Genomic DNA, 18,020 nt, shown 5'->3' on the forward strand with positions numbered 1-18,020 from the left:
TAAAAAAACTCTCCCAATTGGGAGAGTTTTTTTAAACTGCAACAGGAGCTTTTATTGCTGGGTGTGAGTTGTAATCAACAAGTTCGAAATCTTCCCATTCAAGATTTTCTAAGTCCTCAAGTGTTTCAAGTTTTTTATTGATTTTGAGTTTTGGAAGTGGAAGTGGATCACGAGAAAGTTGTTCATTTACTTGGTCGACATGATTATCATAAATATGAGCATCTCAAAGTGTATGAACAAAAGTACCTGCTTTGAGACCTGTTATTTCTGCCACCATCATGAGGAGAGCTGAGTATGATGCAATATTAAAGGGTACTCAGAGAAAAATATCAGCACTTCTTTGATAGAGTTGGAGATTAAGTAGATTGTTCGTTGTATCAACATTGAATTGATAAAATGCATGACATGGAGGCAAGAGCATATCCTCTTTTTGCGCTGGATTCCAAGCAGAAACTATGATTCGTCTGTCGGTTGGATTATTTTTAATCGTCTCAATCACATTTTTTAGTTGGTCTACTCACGTATCTGCTGGGTCAATATTTCTAGATTTATAAGCGTGAGTATGTCATCCATTAAAGTTTCTCCATTGATGTCAATAAACTGGGCCGAGATCTCACCATTTAACTACAAATGGATCATTTGCATCGAGAGATTCTATTTTTCAAATAAATACTTTTTTTTCATCAAGCCACGCTTCAGAGTATTTAGGATATTCTTCTGTGAGTTGATTTTTTTCAATATAGTTTTGAAAAGGCCATTCATCCCATATATGACAGTTTCTATCCACAAGATATTTAATATTTGTTTCTCCTCGTATCAGCCATATAAGTTCTACGATGATAATTCTAAGAAATGTTTTTTTTGTTGTCACTAATGGAAATCAGTCTGCTAAATTATATTTAGCCTGCATACCGAAAACACTGGTCACTCAAGTACCTGTTCTATCATCTTTGTGAACTCAGTCCTTTTGTATTTCTCTCAGTAAGTCGAGATATTGTTTCATAGTGCTTATTTTATTAGGATTTACATATATTTTTCTAACTCTGGAGCGAGGAGCCGAGTCCAAGACTCAATATTATATTCAGGATTTTTAATCATTGTCATAAATTCCTCAAAACTTTTAAATGCTCCATGAGCCAGTTCTCCATCTTGCATACTTGGAACGAAGTTTTTTGTCTTAACGACATAAGCCATTCCTATATGTACTTTTCCTACTTCATTACTATCATCATTAATATAACCAATTGGGAATATTTCACTTATATTTTCTTGTTTTAAATCTATTTCTTCTTCCAGTTCTCGAGTGAGACAATCACGGATTGGATTTTCTAAATGTTCTTCTTCACGTTCTAAATGTCATCCAACTCAAATTGAAACTTTTTCGTGCAGTCTGGCATCTCAGGCAGCAGAGTTTTTATCTCCTCTCGTATATACAAAAATTTCATTTTTTTCATTGAGAACTATTGCGTAGGTGATAGGTTGTTTGTAATCAAAGTTTTGTTCTGCTTCTCCTCGAACCATAAATTCAAAATTTTCTAAAATTTGTGCCTCAAAATCAGCTTCATCTGAGCCATACACAAGAGTTTCTCTAGGATAATTTTTGAAGAGTGAAATATTCGCTATTACCATCACTTCACGTTTCATTTTATCTTGTATAACTTGGTTCATTTACACTATTTTAGTAAGTATTTTTTTTGTAATTATTTCTTTGCTTAGTATATCTCCATTTTCACAACATTCAATTTTTTCCCATTCAGGAAATACATCAAATACTTCGTGAGCTGCATTATAGGCGTCTCTTAAATGATTTTCGTCTGCTTCATGGAGGTCTTTTGTTTTTCCGTCTTTAATATAGTCTCGTTTTTCTTTTGTCTCCACAAGTTTTTGACTGACTTCTGGTGGAACATCAAGAAATAATACCTTGTCAGGTTTCGGAATTCAAAAAATATTATACTCTACATCAGCAAGCCAGTAGACGAAATCTTTGCGTTCTTGTGACGATGTAAGTTTTCAAGCCATATGCATCATAGATGCCGATACGTATCTATTAGAGATTATATAATCATAGTCTCACATGTTCTCTTTAAAATTAAAGCTATCATCAAATCTATCGAGTGCAAAAAATAAACTTGCAGCTTTTGCGCTGAGATTACTTCCATATCATCCGTTGAGATATTTCTCAACAAAATACGCAGAGTTTTCACCATACCTTGGATAATCAAGCAGAAGAACTTTTTTACCCTGTTTCTCAAGTTCAGCTACTACTCGTTTCGTTTGCGTTCCTTTTCCAGATCCGTCAAGTCAGTCAATTACTATGAACATAGAAGTATATTAAAATATATATTCTAGTATAAAAAAAATATACCTGCCATCAACTTGAAGTGTGTTTTGATGTTAAAAGATTGTGAAGAAAAAGATATATTTACATTATGGAGCTTTTAATTACAATACAATAAATATTTCTTACTAGTCAATATGTTACGTGATATAAATTTTCTCAACATTGCTTATGAATTAGCGAGCGCTTCAAAATGTGTTTCTAGGAAAACGGGAGCAGTGATTGTGAGAGATGGGAGGATAGTCTCTACGTGATATAATGGGACTCCAGCATGATATGTAAACTGTAGTGATTACTGGAATGGTGAATACACCAAAGAACATCATGAATGGTCATACAAATACGAAATACATGCTGAAATGAACGCGATAGTTTGGGCTGCCAGAGAATGAATTGCGGTTGAAGGGGCAACTATTTATTGTACCTACGAACCATGTTTTGATTGTACAAGAGCGATTATTGCAGCATGACTCAAAAAAATTGTGTTTACTGAAAAATATAAACATCATACTGGAAATGAAATCCAAGAGTTCGTAGAACAAAATGGAGCGACGATTACTCAGTTAGAACGAACATAAAAAAAATACAGATAAAATCTGTATTTTTTTAGTTAAAAGTTTGTGGAGAATTATAGGTACTTGCTTCCAAAGCTATTTATTTCTTCAAATCATTCTTTTCACTTCGTTATCGTGTACACTCATTTAAGTGTTTCATATCCTTCTGCTATTTTGTTTTGAGTTTTGAGTTCTGAAAGTGCTTCAGAAATACTTGTTCATTTTCAGAGCATATTTCCAAGGAGTCTATTTCTACTTGCTCCAAAACAAGTAGCTATAAGGTCTCAAGAAAGGGCATAATCGGTAAATTCAAGATTGCTATCTCAGTCTAAAAGTTTGATAATTTGCTTTATTTCTCACAGTAAAGTTGAGAAATAATATCACAGAGTACTTGCTCAAGCTCCAGTTCCTTCGTAGTATCCAAGTATGAGTGCTATGATATTTTTCAGTGCAGCGTAGAGCTCAGTATTTTTGGGGCTTCCAATTTTGAGATTTATTTGGAGTGACTCAGATTCAAATATTTTTTCTAATATTTCTCATGTTTCATTATTTTGAGTAACAATATCAGCTCAGAGTTTTTTTCACTCGACCAATTCAGCTGCTATCATTCCTCCTGCAAGATAGGCATAATTATAGTTAATTCCATCAAGGACTTCACTGAGTTTTTCGCTAACGGTTTGTAAGCTTTGGTTATCAATTCATTTTGAGAGATTAAGAATAGTAACTCAGTCTTTTAAGTATTCTTTCATTCCTGAAAATGCTCACCCTACGAATTGGCAGGGAATAATGGAAATAATAATATCAATATTTCAGAGTTCAGCGTTTGCATCAGAAATGAGTTCTATATTTGTTGGAAGCGTAACTCCTTCAAAAAAATAGGGATGCTTTCTTGTTTCTGAAATATTTTTAAAAATTTCAGCATTTATTTCACTGGCAAAAATAGTTGTTTTAGGATTATTTTCACCCAAATGTTTGGCAATCGCAAATCCAAAGGCTCCAAGTCATAGTATGAGTATATTTTTTTGCATAGAATTATATTCCTATCTTGAATTCTTTCCTTTTATTAAAAAGGAAAGAGGCTGCAGATGAGGATGGTTATTTTGTAGCCATCCTCCTTTAAGCTTAAAGGAGGAAATTCAGAGGAGGAATTAATACCCCAAGTATAAAAAAAACACCTCTTTTGTAAAAAAGAAGTGTTTTTTGACGTTAAAATTTTGTCGAGAAAAATAAAATAATTTTTGTATACACCTAAATTTTCAGGGTCTCATTTTTTATGTATTTTATTTCAGAGATTAAGTGAGTACTGGTATTTTTTTGTATGCATCATCCATAGTATTTCATGAATTCAAGATTTCTGCAACATTTTCCCATCGACTATGTCTGTGCTTATAAAGTGTGTGTGCATGCGCTGATATTATTCCAGTGAGTTTTTCTGCATATATGTCTATAGTATCAGTGTATTGTGTTATATCAGGAGCAATTTCTCTCATTTCCATTAAATGATTCCAAGCTGATATACCTGATCCATTTTCTTGCGTATAAGCAGTATGATTTGCAGAATCTATCGATTCAAACGTAATGTTGTATGGATTTTTTCAAGGAAGAGGAAGTATTCAAAATAATTTAGCTTTCACAAGTGTTTGTACTTCTTCTCATACTTCCCAAGTTTCAGGAAGTTCTCAAAAGAGAGTCATACCATGACTCACATAACGAAGTAATTCTCACTTTTGTAGTTCTTCCCAAGCCTGCGTTATAGGGAGTTGCAAAGTTGAAGTAACAGATATTCTTCTTCATGAAACGAGATTTTCTGTTTCATTTTGAAAGTCATTTCTCGTGTTTGATGAAATTATATTATTCATACAAAAGATTTAAAAATTAATTATTAATATTAAATATAAAAAGTATATTTTGTCAAATAATTAATTATTTCACGAGTTTATCTATATACAGTACTCCATTTAAATGGTCGATTTCGTGTTGTACAATGACACTTGCAAGACCTGAAAGCTTGATGATTTTTTCCTTTTGTTTTTCGTCAAAGTATCTGAGTTTGATATGTTCGTGGCGAGCTACGTATCATTTTTTGGTTCGAGGAAGAGAGAGGCAACCTTCTTCTACTTGTTTATTTATTTCATCTGAAGCATCGAGTATTTCAGGATTTATCATCAGAACAGTGGAAAAATTCTCATCCTCCCAGTCATGGAGGAGGCTGACAACTATAATTCGCTTTTCTACTCCGACTTGAGGTGCAGCGAGACCTACTCCTGCATGATCAGGATTTTTAATATAGGCAACCATTTCACGACCAAGCTTCGTATATTTTTTCCATTCATCTGTTTTAATGGGGGCACAGACTGAACGAAGGACCTTATTATTTTTTCCAGTTTCAATATGTAACATAGGGAACACTTTTTATAGGAGTATTATGAATATTTATACTCGTGAAAGATTTGAAATCAAGTCAGTAGAGTTATTTTTATGAGTTTAAAATACAATAATTGTCAAGACGTACTTGTATTTTGTGGGTTCTATGATTTTGCTTGAGACTGACTTTTATGATATCTTTAAAGAGAAAGTACTTTTAAAAGATATGTATGAAACAAATCCTACGCTTTATTACCCTGTGAATCTTACTTCTTTGAATCACTCAGCAAGCCTGATTGTGACAAGCTTTTGCTATAGAAGAAGACCAACCAGTGTATACAACGCTCAGATCAATTGACCTGTGAACCTATAATGAGTACAGGTATAGAATAACAGAACAGTTCTTTAATTTAAGAGAACATTTTTTGGTAAACAATGAATTAAGTGTCCCAATAATGCAAAATATTGCAAAACTTGCAGATACTGCTTATAAATATCTTCCTGATAATCTTCAAAATCAAAATTATAAGCGAGAGCTGCTTATAGATATTCAAAAAGGAATCAAGGCTCCTAATAATGAAATTATTTACAATGAAATCATTGCTTCACTTGCTGATTATCTTGAAAAAGTAGAAATAAATGCTATTAATGGAACGATTGATGTATCTCCTAAGTCAGGAAATGCTCCACTTTCTACAACACTGAGAGCCAAAGTTGAGGATCCATCTGGAACACAAATTTCAAACTGAAACTATACCTGGTTTATTGATAATGCTGGAGAAAAAATAGTAATAGGTCGAGGTCCCTCTATCAACTATACCTTTAGAAATGAAGGGAAGTTTACAGTATTTCTAGATGTAGTTTCAACTCATAAAAATAGCTCAGGATTTACGGATGTTCTCCCATTTCGATCAAGAGCTGAAGTACTCGTAAATGAAAAAGTTGCGACCCTCGTTATCAAAGTAAATAGTAGTACGGTTACTGATAACAATGTACTTAAGTTCAATCCAGATACTGCCGATTATGGATTATTAATAGATGCCACAAGCTCACTTCCAACAGCTGGAGCGAGGTTTTCAAAAACAGAGTGGGATTTTGGGAATGGAATTACCAAGAGTTACTCTGGAGGACCAAAAGTCGAACGTGTTCGATATGCTACGCAAGGAGATTATGAGCTCTTTCTGCGTATGACAACCAATGAAGGAAAGGTTATTGAAAAATATTTTCTTATTGAGGTTCACGATCCAATAGCAAAAATAGAAGTGAATAGAGAGGATTGATTTATTGGAGATAGCTTCACCTTTGCAGCAAAATCAGGTGATAGATATAGAGATTTAACCTATAATTGGGAGATAACCAATATTGATACTGATAAAGTAGTATTTCAAAATGCTGACAAACTCTTTACCTATAACTTCAAAGATAAAGGGAGATATAACGTAAGCCTGAGAGTTCGACAATCCAGTGGAGAAATCGATCAAGATAATAGAGTAGTATATGTAACATCTCAAAGTCCTATTGCTGAGTTTGAAACAAATATACCTGCAAGTAATAAGCCTAATCGTGTCTATCTCGACGCGAGTAGAAGTTTTGATCCAGATATTTCAGATGATGGGAACCTAAAATATGATTGGTTTATCGATGGAAACAAGGTAATACTTGAGGATTCAGTTGCCAACGGTTCGATTGGATATTATGTATTTGATAGTGTGGGAAATCATTCTATAAATCTAGAAGTCACAGATTTAGATGGAATCACATCTACAAAAAAATGAACCATTGATATCAAATCAATTCTCTCTGTAGATTTTTACGCATTTCCACGAGTTATACCGAGAAATGGATTTATTAAATTTATAGCAGAATCACCAGAGGCTCAAATATTTGAGTGGAATTTTGGTGATGGAAAATCACAGGGTGGAACACTTGATAATGTCACACATACCTACGAAAAAAGTGGGAGCTTTGATGTCACACTCAAAGTTTCAGATAAAAATAATATGACAAATACTTTCAAACGAACGGTCTATGTCAGTGACTCAGATGAGCCATATTCAATTCTCGATGTAAAATACGATACGAACTCTCAACCAGAATATGAAGCTGATGCTTGTGGCTGAGATGGAGCATATGTCATTAATAGAGTACAAAATGTTCTCTTTGACGCGAGTGAATCTATTAACATTGATGGACAAACGACGTGACTCGAGTATTCATGGAAGATTGGACAGACAACCTATTCTACTTCTCAAACCGTCACTCAGAGATTCGACGAAATCTGATGTTTTCCTGTAAAACTCACAGTAAAGAGCAAGGCTAATGCAGCCAGTCATAGTTCAAGTACGATGGTAGAAGTGAGAAATGTACTCCCGACTCTTACGTCACTGGGGATACAAATTGAAAATCCAGAAGCAGATCCGCTCGTTATTCGAGTCAATGCAAATGGTGCGACTGATCCAGATGGAGTAATCCAATCATATCTTTGGTATTATTATACAGATATAGATAATAGTCCTCAAGATTTTAGATCTACCATTTCAGCATCTACGACTTTTGTTATACCTAAGGTTACCTGAAATTATTATTTTATGGCCATCCTCAAGGATAATAATGAAGCAAGAATCACATCAGAAGAAATCACAGGATCACGATATTTCACAACTATTACTGGTGACAATATAAACACTCCTATCATCGAACTCAGTGTAAATGACAACTCAACTATTATAGGTGAAGAAGTGACATTCAAAGCAAAAGTAAGCAATATACTAGGTCAAGATATTTCTAAAAACTCAGAATATAGTTGGGACTTTGACGGTGATGGATTTTATGATACTCAAACAAAGGAACCAATAGTTAATTATAGTTATAAAAAATCAGGAGAGTTTTACGCAAAAGTAAAAGTAAAACATAAAGGGATCTCGAGTACGAGAAACGTCACAATGAACGTGAGTAATAAACTGGTAGCAGATTTTCAGTACATATCTATTTGAAATAAATTTATATTTTTTGATAGCTCACTTGGTCAAATAGAGGATAGACAATGGGAACTATGAGATGGAACGAAAAAAACGGGAACATCATTTGAGTATACGTATACAGACAAAGCATCTACTCATAGCGTTACTCTAAAAGTTTCTGAGGGTACAGTCGTGAAGGAAGTGACAAAAGACGTTTCTAAAAACTTTAGAAATGTTCTCAAGAGTCGTGGAAATGGCCTGGTTGTATTTACTACTCCAGAGCTTGATAAAAATGACACGATTACTCTGAAAGATCAATCAGAAAAAGTATTTATCTACCTTGGTGAGAGTACTCCAGATGCTGTAAACTACATTATTGATTATGATATAGAACAAGACAGTGATCTCAATGGTGGTGCTGATGATGATGAAAACAACAAGGGGACTTCGAGTTATGTTTCTGGTTCAGTAGTAGAAATACCAATGAGCCCATACAAAACACAAGTTGTTCGAGCATATATTACTGATGAAAGTGGTGCAATCCTAGGATCGCAAGATATCACGATTATTAAAGAATATATCGAAGAGCAAAACATTGATCCAGATATGATTATCTTCGAAGATGTCACTGAATCAGAAAAGGAAAAAATAGAATCTCTCAAAGAGCTTCTCATGGTTCTTCCGCAACAACAGAGATTAAAATCACTGAGTTATATTCAAAAACTTCAAGAAAATTGGAACGACAGTACAGAAAAAACTCGAACAATTCTAGATTTTGAGGATTATATATTTGAATTAAATCTTCCAAATGAAAATGAGATTATAACATTACTCGAATCTCTGCTCGTAGAGGGACAGGATGACCAGAGTAACAATCAGATTACCTATCAAGCACTCGTAAATCTTATACCAAAAGAAATAGTGTGTCCTACAGAATCATGAACCTGTTATGAAAGTCTCATAGCTAAACTGGATGCTATTAAAGCTTCGAGTGATGTAGAAGCAAATAAAATAATGTGAAGCGAAATACTTGATGTTATCGGGACGAGCGACCTACTTTCTAATGAACAAAAGCTCGATTTCAAAGCGGTACTTGCTATGCTTGTGTACGGTGATATCGGGGAGATTCCTGATTCTGAAAAACAAGAAATTATCGATCAAACACCAACAGGAGAGAGTTCAAGTTCGTGAGTTCTATGAGTTTTGCTTACGATACTCAAAGTTATAGGATATATTATACTCGTATTTATAGTACTGGTTCTCTGAATATTTATATTTTACAAAATATTTAATAAAGACAAGAGTTTAAGTTTCTCTTGATATGTTACAAAAATAACATCAGGAGGTTCTAAAAAATCTTGAAATATTACATCTAGTGAAGAGCGTGATGATATTCTATCAGAACTCCTATGAGATTCATCTCAATCTGATGAAACAAAATCTGATGTATTTTCAAATAAAAAAGAAGATCCTCTTGCTGATACAAAACAAGAGAGCAAAGCAAGCCCGAAAAAAGAAACAAAAGAATCTACTGATACACCAAAAACTCCACCAGTGCAAAAAACAGCTGAAGAAGAACAGGTCCCAGATTGGCTGAAATGAAGTTTTACTGCAACAGATACTTCTCCATCAAAACAATCCACAACACCAAAGAAACCAGAACAATCAGGTGTTACAGCTCCTCAATCTCAAGCAAAAACTGATACAAATACTCAGACTCTTAGTCCTAAAGAGTCAAAGCAAAATAATGCTTTGACTGCAGACTCATTTGATATAGAGAAAGAGACAAAATTAGAGAGTAATACACAAGTACCAGATTGGTTGAAAGGAAGTTTTGATACTGAAGAGAGCTCAGATACTCAAACTGATTCCAAAAAAACTGACACGAAAAAATCATCAGTTTCTGATACTAAAAATGATGGTATACTTGAACGTAAGCTCAAATGAGAAGTCTCTCATAATGTTTCGAGTGATTCAGTCTCTAAAAATATAGAAGACGATGCTCCATCAAAAAATGCTGAACCGGAGCCAACAATATCTACATTAGAATCTGATGTATCGGTGCCAGATTGGTTGAAATCAAGCTTTGATACAAACGAAGATGTGATAGATGATACAAAGACTATCGAAGCTAAAGCAGAACAAGCACTAAAAAAGACTCCTAAAAAGTCAGAAACTCCTAAAAAGACGGATACTCCTATAAAAAAGTCTGACGGAGCACCAAAAGATACTAGTTCAAAAGATGATACTCAAAAGTCAGAAGAGCTATGGGATGACGGAATGAAAATACCAGATTGGCTCAAGTCAGATGACTCAAAATAGTTTAAAAATACTCTCTGAAATATGAGAGTATTTTTTTTGATATCTTTTTGATATTTCCTACTTGCCCCTATAATAGGGGTCATATTATACCTTGACCACACTCCTGTGACTCAATTTAAAAACGAAGCACTCGATTTCCTCAAAGATATTATTATTATACTCGTTATAGTACTTTTTATCAGGAGCTTTTTAGTCATGCCATTTCAGATAAATGGGCAGTCTATGTACGAAACATATTATGATAAAGAGTTTATTATTGTAGATAGACTTTCATATCTAGATATTCCACTTCTCTGACAAGCAAGACAAGTTGAAAGATGAGACGTGGTTATATTTACTCCAGAAGTAAGTGAAGACCGTAAATACTTTATTAAACGTGTTATTGGACTTCCTGGAGAGACTCTCAAAATTGAGAACGGAAGAGTGTATCTCTTAAATCAGGTTTCTAATGAATTTGATGAAATAAATGAGGGAGCATATCTTTCAGAAGAAAATAATAAAGATACAACTGTGAGATGAGATAGATGAGAATACATCTACGAAGTTCCAGATGGTCAATATTTTGTTATGGGAGATAACAGAAATCACTCAACTGACGGACGTACGTGTTTTCAAAGTTGTTCCATTGGTGAAAACTACATCACTCCCAAAAAAATAACTGGAAGAGTGCTTTTAGATCTAGGATATTTTAACTTCAGCAGTTTCTCATTTACGCAACCTGATCTTTGAATTGATACTCATCCAAGATTTTTTGATAACTGATGAACTCACAAATATTAATGGACGCATTTTTCTTCATAGATAAACCGACTGGTATGACCAGTTTTGATGTCCTTCGTGATATGCGAAGGATTTTATGAATTAAAAAAATTGGACACACCGGTACTCTCGACCCACTTGCAACTGGAGGATTGCTCGTAGCAACGGGTAATTATACCAAACTTATTTCTTATATTGAAAAAGACTCAAAAACCTACGCAGCTACTATTATGCTTGATGGAACTTCAGCTTCTTTAGATAGAGATACTGAGATTCATTATATTTCAGACGAACTAAAAAATACATGTAAAAATGAAATAACACAATCAAAAATAGAAAAAATACTTGCAGACCATTTTTCATGAACCATTATACAAATACCACCAAAATACTCAGCTCTTAAAATAAATGGTAAGCGTGCTCTTGATCGAGTTTTAGCAGGTGAAGAAATAGAAATGAAGTCACGTGAAGCGACTATTATTTATACTTCTATACAATCTTTTCAGTATCCAGAACTCATGCTTGAGGTCAAGGTGACAGCGTGAACGTATATCAGAACACTCGCTGCAGATTTATGAGAAAAACTGTGAACATGAGGATACATTGCAGAGCTTCGCAGACTTACAGTCTGACATCTTACACAAGATTTCTTACAAGACTTGCACTCAGTGAGTTTTGATGATACTATCAGTGTTGCCAAAGTCTTCCCGGATACTATTTATACCTTTGAGGATGAAGTAGTGTATAAGAGACTACAGGACGGACAGAGAGTGCGTGGAGAATACGATTTTCCCATACATAGGGATATATTTCTACAAAAGAATGGGATAATTCGATATGTCGTAGAATATAAAGACGGAGTATTGCATCCTAAAAAAAGAATTACATAAAAATATTTGCGCTTTCCCCTTTTTTTTATACAATACCCGAGCGTTTTGAAAATGAGGCATTAGCTCAGTTGGTAGAGCAGATCCCTTTTAAGGATAAGGTCCTGGGTTCGAGCCCCGGATGCCTCACCATTTACAAAACGAAATAAAGGCCTGACTAAGATAGCACTCTTAGCCAGGCTTCTTTATTGTGTTGATAAAAGTAAGAATAAGAATAAATATAAATGATTTTATTAAAAAGGTGAATTTTTTAAAAAAAAGATAGAATATAACTAGTGGTAGTAATTTACTCAAATATGTAAATTAAAAGTTCATAATATTAAATAAAGAAATAAATGTTCTGATATATCAACGATGTAAGCATTGTAACAATCGTACTAATAGGAATACTCACCATTCTGGTTATAAATGCTGCAATGAGAGTTCTCTACGATTCTAATAACTCAACTCAAACACTTTGATACTTGTTGTTACTCTTTGCATTTCCTCTCATTGGAGTAATTTTTTATTATACTCTTTGAGTAAATCATAGAAAAAGACTGATGTACACTAAAAAAATTGTACAAGCTAATTCTACCCAGAAAGAAATCGAATTACAAATACTCGAAAAATCAAACAAGGTGTTTGAAGAAAATGAGAACCAACTTTTTTCATATAAAAAAACTATTCAACTATCTCTTCATGAAATTCATGCTGCATTAACCAATAATAATAATGTAACAATTTTAGAAAATTGAGAAGAAACCTTTCCATCAATTAAAGAAGCATTACTCAAAGCTCAGTTTCATATACATATCATGTACTATACAGTCAAGGATGATACGCTCTGAAAAGAAATTCTTTGAATCCTACTCATAAAAGCAAAAGAGTGAGTAAAAATTAGATTTATTTATGATAACATTGGGACAAATTTTAAAGATGATTCGATCATTCAAGAATTAAAAGATGCAGGAGCTGAAATACATGCATTTCAGAAAATGAATATATTTTCTTTTGCTACAAAACTAAACTTTCGTAATCATAGAAAAATAATAATTATAGATGGAAGTATTGGATTTACTGGGGGACTCAATGTTTCAAACGATTATATAAATAATCCAAAATATCCAAGTAGTTGTTACTGGAGAGATTTGCATCTAAAAATTGAATGATGAGCAGTACATCACTTGCAATATATTTTTTTAAGTGACTGGAACTATTGTGCAGAGCAAAAACTCGAAGTATTGGATCAGTACTTTAAAATTAGCGAGGAAAAGAAATACGGAAATACTATTATTCAAATGGCTCAAAGTGGTCCAGATTCCAAAACTCCTACCATCCTACATGTGTTTTTATCTCTTATTTCAAGCGCAAAGGAGAGTATTTATATCACGACTCCTTATTTTATTCCTAATCAAGAGTTATTAACGGCACTGATTATTGCTGCTCATAGCTGAGTACAGGTTAAGATAGTTGTACCTGAAAAATCTGATAGCAAGTTTGTAGATAGGGCAGGACAGTCATACTACAACGAGCTTTTGACTGCGGGTGTTGAAATATATCAATACACCAAATGAATTATTCACTCCAAGACTATGGTAATAGATCAAAAAGTATCATTATTATGAACGGCAAACTTAGATATACGGAGTTTTGATCTCAATTTTGAAAATATTGTGACCATGTATGATGAAAATGTATCTCAGGAAATGACTGATATATTTCATAAAGATATACATGATTCTCATAAAATAGATAAAAAAGATTGGGGAAACCAATCTCATTGGCATATATTTTCTCAGAAAATAGCACGATTATTTTCGGCTGTTTTATAATATTGTTTATTAAATTAAAAAGAGTTTATACTAATTGTTTTACTTCTCATAATTTTTTAAAATTATACCATTTGAAAAAAATGTAACACTTCTAGCAATAGAAGTGTTTTTTAATATACTTATCCATATATATTAAATATTTTTTATGAATTTATTACAGCAAAGAAATCCCTATATAGTCATTTTTTTCACTCTTTCACTTATATTATCATTTTTCGTACTTCAACCCTATATTATTTCTATAATTATAGCTATCATAGTTGCTAATTTACTCCGTCCGGTTTATAATTATATACTGAGACATACATATAAATCGAGTCCATCTATGGCATCAGGACTCACTATATTATTTTTTATAATTGCTATCCTTGCTCCGAGTATATTACTTATCTCAATTGCTGCTGAGGAAGCAATACTTGTTTGAAAAAATATCCGTACTGGAGTTGAATACTATGTTGAAAATCCAGAGGAAACTCCACTCATGTTACAACAATGACTCCAATACCTTACGAGCTATGATATTATTGGGAAACTCAGTGAAAGTATAGGAAAAATTTGATGAGTAGTACTGTGATGAATTGGCTCACTTGGATCTATGACCCTGAGTGCGGTACTAAAAATTTTTATATTTTTTTATTGTATATATTTCTTTTTAAAAGACTGAAAATATATGATGGAGTATCTCATTTCTTATATTCCACTAAAAACAAAAGATACACATTGTATTATAGATACTCTTAAGAAAACGACGTTTGCAACGCTTAAATGAACATTTATTATTGGTATCATTCAGGGGACACTGGCTGGAATCTGATTCTTTATTGCAGGAATCCCTGGAGCTGTGTTTTGGTGAGTAATCATGATTTTACTCTCAGCAATACCAATGGCATGAGCTCCAATTGTTTGGATCCCCGTATGTTTATATTTAGCTCTTACATGAGATTATGTTACTGCCTGAGTTCTCTGACTCTATTGTGGAGTAATAGTTTGAAATATTGATAACCTGTTACGACCAAGACTTGTGTGAAAAGATGTAGGGATGCATGAAATATTGGTTTTGATTTCAACGCTATGATGAATCGCATTCTTCTGAATATCTGGTTTTATCATTGGTCCTACTATTATAGCTTTTAGTATTGCACTGTGAGACATATATAAAGCATCTATTAAAAAATCAGTGTTCTAATATAATATATAAATCACAATTTTTAAATTTAAAATCGAGTGCACTCATGAAAATTCTGCTTTCTAATTTTTGATATTGATCAGCCTGAGATGGAAAATATAGAAACTATATTTGGAACTATATGCACTCACGAAAAAAAGTGGAAATATCACTCAATAAATTTTGAGATATTATTGCACAGCATAATCCTGATATAGTGTGTGTGTGTGAAGTAAAAAAAACTCAGATTCAATCAAATGTGTTTTTAAACATACCTTATAAAATTGATGGATGGCTCAAGTATGATCCAAAAGATAAACTCTGAAAATACATACTCTGACATCATCGATTCAATGCTGTTCTTTCAAAAGAAGATTATAAAATTGAATATAAATATCTCTCTCATGGGAATAAAAAACTTATCTATAAATTACATCTTTGAAATAATAGTTTTTTATATTTCTGACATTTTTCTTTGAGGAAATATATTCGTAAAAAACAATTTTTAGAACTAGCTCGTATGATTAATCCAAGTGAAAATAATATCGTTTGTTGAGACTTTAATATATTTTCTGGATATAGAGAACTGACAGAGTTAAGTGAAATAGCTCAATTAAAAATATCCAAAAATTCTGCAACATTTCCATCTCATAAACCCAAACTTCATGTTGATATATTTTTAGTTTCAAAATATATTGATATAAAAACGAGAGTTATTTCAGATATATTTTCTGATCATTTAGCGGTTGTTTGAGAGATTGATATAAATGATAAAAATAAATAATTTTTATATTTCCTAAGCTCATTATAATCGCTCTATATATTTTTTAGCACTAAAATTATGGTTCCAATTTTCACACGGATTCAATTTTCTAAAATCACATTTTTTGTTCTCAGTGCAATATTGGGGGTATTTTTAAGTTCAGTATCCCTTATAGCAATTTCAGCATGACTAGGACTCGTACTGATTTTTGAGAGATACCTACAAATAAAAATACCTGCTGTAATGTCATTTATGTTTGTAATATTTATTATTTTAACACTCGTACTTTGAAGCTATTTTAATTTTTATGAAAAATATCTCTGGTGGGATGACCTGTTACATGCTATTTACGGTGGTGCATTTGCCTTTCTATGATATCTCCTTATTCAGTATTTATCTGATAAACGATGAGTCTCAAATGATGTATTACTCATCTGCCTTTTTTCGTTTTGTTTTTCTATGGCTTTTTGAGCACTTTGGGAAATATATGAATATTCCTATGATACATTTATGGATGGAAATATGCAGAGAACAGACCAGGGAAATTGAGTGACGGATACTATGAATGATATAATTATAGAATCACTAGCAGCACTTGTTACAAATATTTATATATATTCATATTTAAAAATCTGAAAAATGAATTGGGTTGGGAAACTCACTCGTTCATTTAAAAGAGCAAATGTTGTAGAACATTATTAATCTATTAGCTCTTACTTTGCTATTACACTAAAAGTGTAGTGTGTTACAAAATTTGCAACAAAGTTATGATAATTTAATCAATAAATACAACAAATGAAAAAATATATCACGTTTATAAAAGATTATTGAATACTTTTAGCTCTCGTGATTATTCCAATTATATGGATAATACTGATGATAGTTTTTAGGGAACCAGTGAGTGGTGATTCTAAACAAGTTCACTGGCATCTTCCACTGAGTTATAACTTATGTTGAGATACTAAAATGATCCCTGATAGTGGGCAACATGGAATACTACACGGACATGATGATGATCAAATCCACGTTGAGTGAATTGTCGATATGGAAAATAGAAATGAAACACTTGGAGGATATTTTGATGCTGCAAATATTACCTTTAATGAAAATCAAATTTGAGAATATCAAAATGGAACGAGGTGTGAATGATCAGATAATCCTTGAAAATTAAGCGTGTTGGTCAATGGTGTTGAAAATACAGAGTATAGAAACTATATTTTGAATGAAAATGATACTGTAGAAATAAAGTTTCAATAATTATGAAGGTTTTAAAAATATTTTTAAGTTTATTTTACGCTTGGGTATTAACAATTTTTTTATTCATTGAAATAATTGTGGTGTATCAACAAGTTTGGGTAAGTCCTATGTTTATACTGTTTGTAGCTAATTTTATTATAGTAGTTGCTACTTGGATACTAGCAAAAATATTTCTCTTCAAAAACAGTGCTCTGCAAAGAGAACTTATATACACGAGTTCAAGTTTAGTATATATTTATATTTTCATGATTCTTGGTTTTTTTATTTCTCAAGAATATATCCTACGTTCTTTTGAAGCGGGGTCCAGAGTATGAGTCAGTGAAACTCAGTTATCTGGAAATCTGTGATTTTTATTTTTATCTCTTTGATTATTTATATCTCCACTTGTATATTTCGTTTCAAATATACAAGTGAAACAGTATTTAATAAAATTTAGAAAAATCCTTTGAATACTCGTTTTTGTTATTTTTCTGAGACATTTTATAGATTTTTTCCAAAGTCATTATCCAAATGGTGATGGTTTTGTTGATTATTTTATATATTTTAGAGGTCAAATTTGATATCCAGTCATTTGGAGTGGGGCTATTTGAGGACTTATAATTGTTTTATTAGGAATAACATCTAATAATATTTCTATGAAGTTAATTGGTTGAAAAACTTGGAAATTACTTCATAAACTCGTCTATCCAGCATATATTTTTACCGTACTACATGTATGGTTTCTAGCTCGAATTGATTGGTTTTATATATTATTGCCAGTATTAGTATTTGTACTGAGGTTTTATGTATTTTTAGAAAAGAGAAAGCAAAAAAAATATATTGAGAAACAAGAATAAT

Annotated in this window: 16 protein-coding genes and 1 tRNA gene; 11 read left to right on the top strand and 6 right to left on the bottom strand. The window is 32.5% G+C overall.

Annotated elements, in window-relative coordinates; translation table 25 throughout:
* Positions 1 to 31: 31 nt before the first annotated feature.
* The 3 genes from GW846_00440 to GW846_00450 are packed head-to-tail and all read right to left on the bottom strand — an operon-like array spanning position 32 to position 2,322.
* A complete protein-coding gene (locus tag GW846_00440) occupies positions 32 to 1,003 on the bottom strand; it encodes a thymidylate synthase (protein ID NDK09232.1) in 972 nt (323 codons plus the stop codon).
* A gap of 20 nt (positions 1,004 to 1,023) precedes the next feature.
* Entirely contained in the window at positions 1,024 to 1,668 is a 645-nt protein-coding gene (locus GW846_00445; protein NDK09233.1) for an NUDIX domain-containing protein, read from the bottom strand.
* Entirely contained in the window at positions 1,669 to 2,322 is a 654-nt protein-coding gene (locus GW846_00450; protein NDK09234.1) for a thymidylate kinase, read from the bottom strand.
* Between the two features lie 153 nt (positions 2,323 to 2,475).
* On the opposite strand from GW846_00450, the gene GW846_00455 reads away from it, so the two are divergent.
* Positions 2,476 to 2,916, top strand: coding sequence for a dCMP deaminase (locus GW846_00455; protein ID NDK09235.1), 441 nt, complete (start codon positions 2,476 to 2,478; stop codon positions 2,914 to 2,916).
* A 50-nt stretch (positions 2,917 to 2,966) separates the two neighbouring features.
* Here GW846_00455 and GW846_00460 read toward each other — a convergent pair whose 3' ends face one another.
* The 3 genes from GW846_00460 to def all read right to left on the bottom strand — a co-directional run bounded on the left by GW846_00460 (position 2,967) and on the right by def (position 5,292).
* Complete coding sequence (locus GW846_00460; GenBank protein ID NDK09236.1) at positions 2,967 to 3,920, bottom strand: hypothetical protein; 954 nt, start codon at positions 3,918 to 3,920, stop codon at positions 2,967 to 2,969.
* Positions 3,921 to 4,184: 264 nt separating this feature from the next.
* The gene (locus GW846_00465; GenBank protein NDK09237.1) at positions 4,185 to 4,751 is read right to left on the bottom strand and encodes a hypothetical protein; all 567 of its coding nucleotides are present in this window, start codon (positions 4,749 to 4,751) and stop codon (positions 4,185 to 4,187) included.
* Between the two features lie 64 nt (positions 4,752 to 4,815).
* Positions 4,816 to 5,292 (bottom strand): peptide deformylase, encoded by a 477-nt coding sequence (def, locus tag GW846_00470; GenBank protein NDK09238.1) that lies wholly within the window; start codon positions 5,290 to 5,292, stop codon positions 4,816 to 4,818.
* 194 nt (positions 5,293 to 5,486) lie between these two features.
* Here def and GW846_00475 point away from each other — a divergent pair, with 194 nt between their 5' ends.
* From GW846_00475 to GW846_00520, 10 genes are all read left to right on the top strand, one after another.
* Positions 5,487 to 10,538: a PKD domain-containing protein gene (locus GW846_00475; protein NDK09239.1), complete on the top strand. Its 5,052-nt coding sequence runs from the start codon at positions 5,487 to 5,489 to the stop codon at positions 10,536 to 10,538.
* A gap of 105 nt (positions 10,539 to 10,643) precedes the next feature.
* Positions 10,644 to 11,318: a signal peptidase I gene (gene lepB / locus GW846_00480; GenBank protein ID NDK09240.1), complete on the top strand. Its 675-nt coding sequence runs from the start codon at positions 10,644 to 10,646 to the stop codon at positions 11,316 to 11,318.
* On the top strand, positions 11,300 to 12,187 hold the full coding sequence (gene truB, locus GW846_00485) for a tRNA pseudouridine(55) synthase TruB (protein NDK09241.1): 888 nt from the start codon (positions 11,300 to 11,302) through the stop codon (positions 12,185 to 12,187). The genes lepB and truB overlap by 19 nt, the downstream gene beginning before the upstream one ends.
* A 53-nt stretch (positions 12,188 to 12,240) precedes the next feature.
* Positions 12,241 to 12,316, top strand: a tRNA-Lys gene (locus GW846_00490).
* A 203-nt stretch (positions 12,317 to 12,519) separates the two neighbouring features.
* Positions 12,520 to 13,998, top strand: a complete 1,479-nt coding sequence (gene cls / locus GW846_00495; protein NDK09242.1) for a cardiolipin synthase — start codon at positions 12,520 to 12,522, stop codon at positions 13,996 to 13,998.
* 145 nt (positions 13,999 to 14,143) lie between these two features.
* Complete coding sequence (locus tag GW846_00500; GenBank protein NDK09243.1) at positions 14,144 to 15,184, top strand: AI-2E family transporter; 1,041 nt, start codon at positions 14,144 to 14,146, stop codon at positions 15,182 to 15,184.
* 46 nt (positions 15,185 to 15,230) lie between these two features.
* Positions 15,231 to 15,947 carry an endonuclease/exonuclease/phosphatase family protein gene (locus GW846_00505; GenBank protein NDK09244.1) on the top strand — a complete coding sequence of 239 codons (717 nt, stop codon included), beginning with the start codon at positions 15,231 to 15,233 and terminating at the stop codon, positions 15,945 to 15,947.
* 57 nt (positions 15,948 to 16,004) lie between these two features.
* Positions 16,005 to 16,628 carry a hypothetical protein gene (locus GW846_00510; GenBank protein NDK09245.1) on the top strand — a complete coding sequence of 208 codons (624 nt, stop codon included), beginning with the start codon at positions 16,005 to 16,007 and terminating at the stop codon, positions 16,626 to 16,628.
* Between the two features lie 93 nt (positions 16,629 to 16,721).
* Complete coding sequence (locus GW846_00515) at positions 16,722 to 17,183, top strand: hypothetical protein (protein ID NDK09246.1); 462 nt, start codon at positions 16,722 to 16,724, stop codon at positions 17,181 to 17,183.
* Positions 17,184 to 17,185: 2 nt separating this feature from the next.
* A complete protein-coding gene (locus tag GW846_00520) occupies positions 17,186 to 18,019 on the top strand; it encodes a hypothetical protein (GenBank protein ID NDK09247.1) in 834 nt (277 codons plus the stop codon).
* Position 18,020: the final 1 nt, after the last annotated feature.

Source organism: Candidatus Gracilibacteria bacterium (assembly GCA_010119145.1).
In the GTDB taxonomy this organism is placed as follows: domain Bacteria; phylum Patescibacteriota; class Gracilibacteria; order BD1-5; family UBA6164; genus JAACSU01.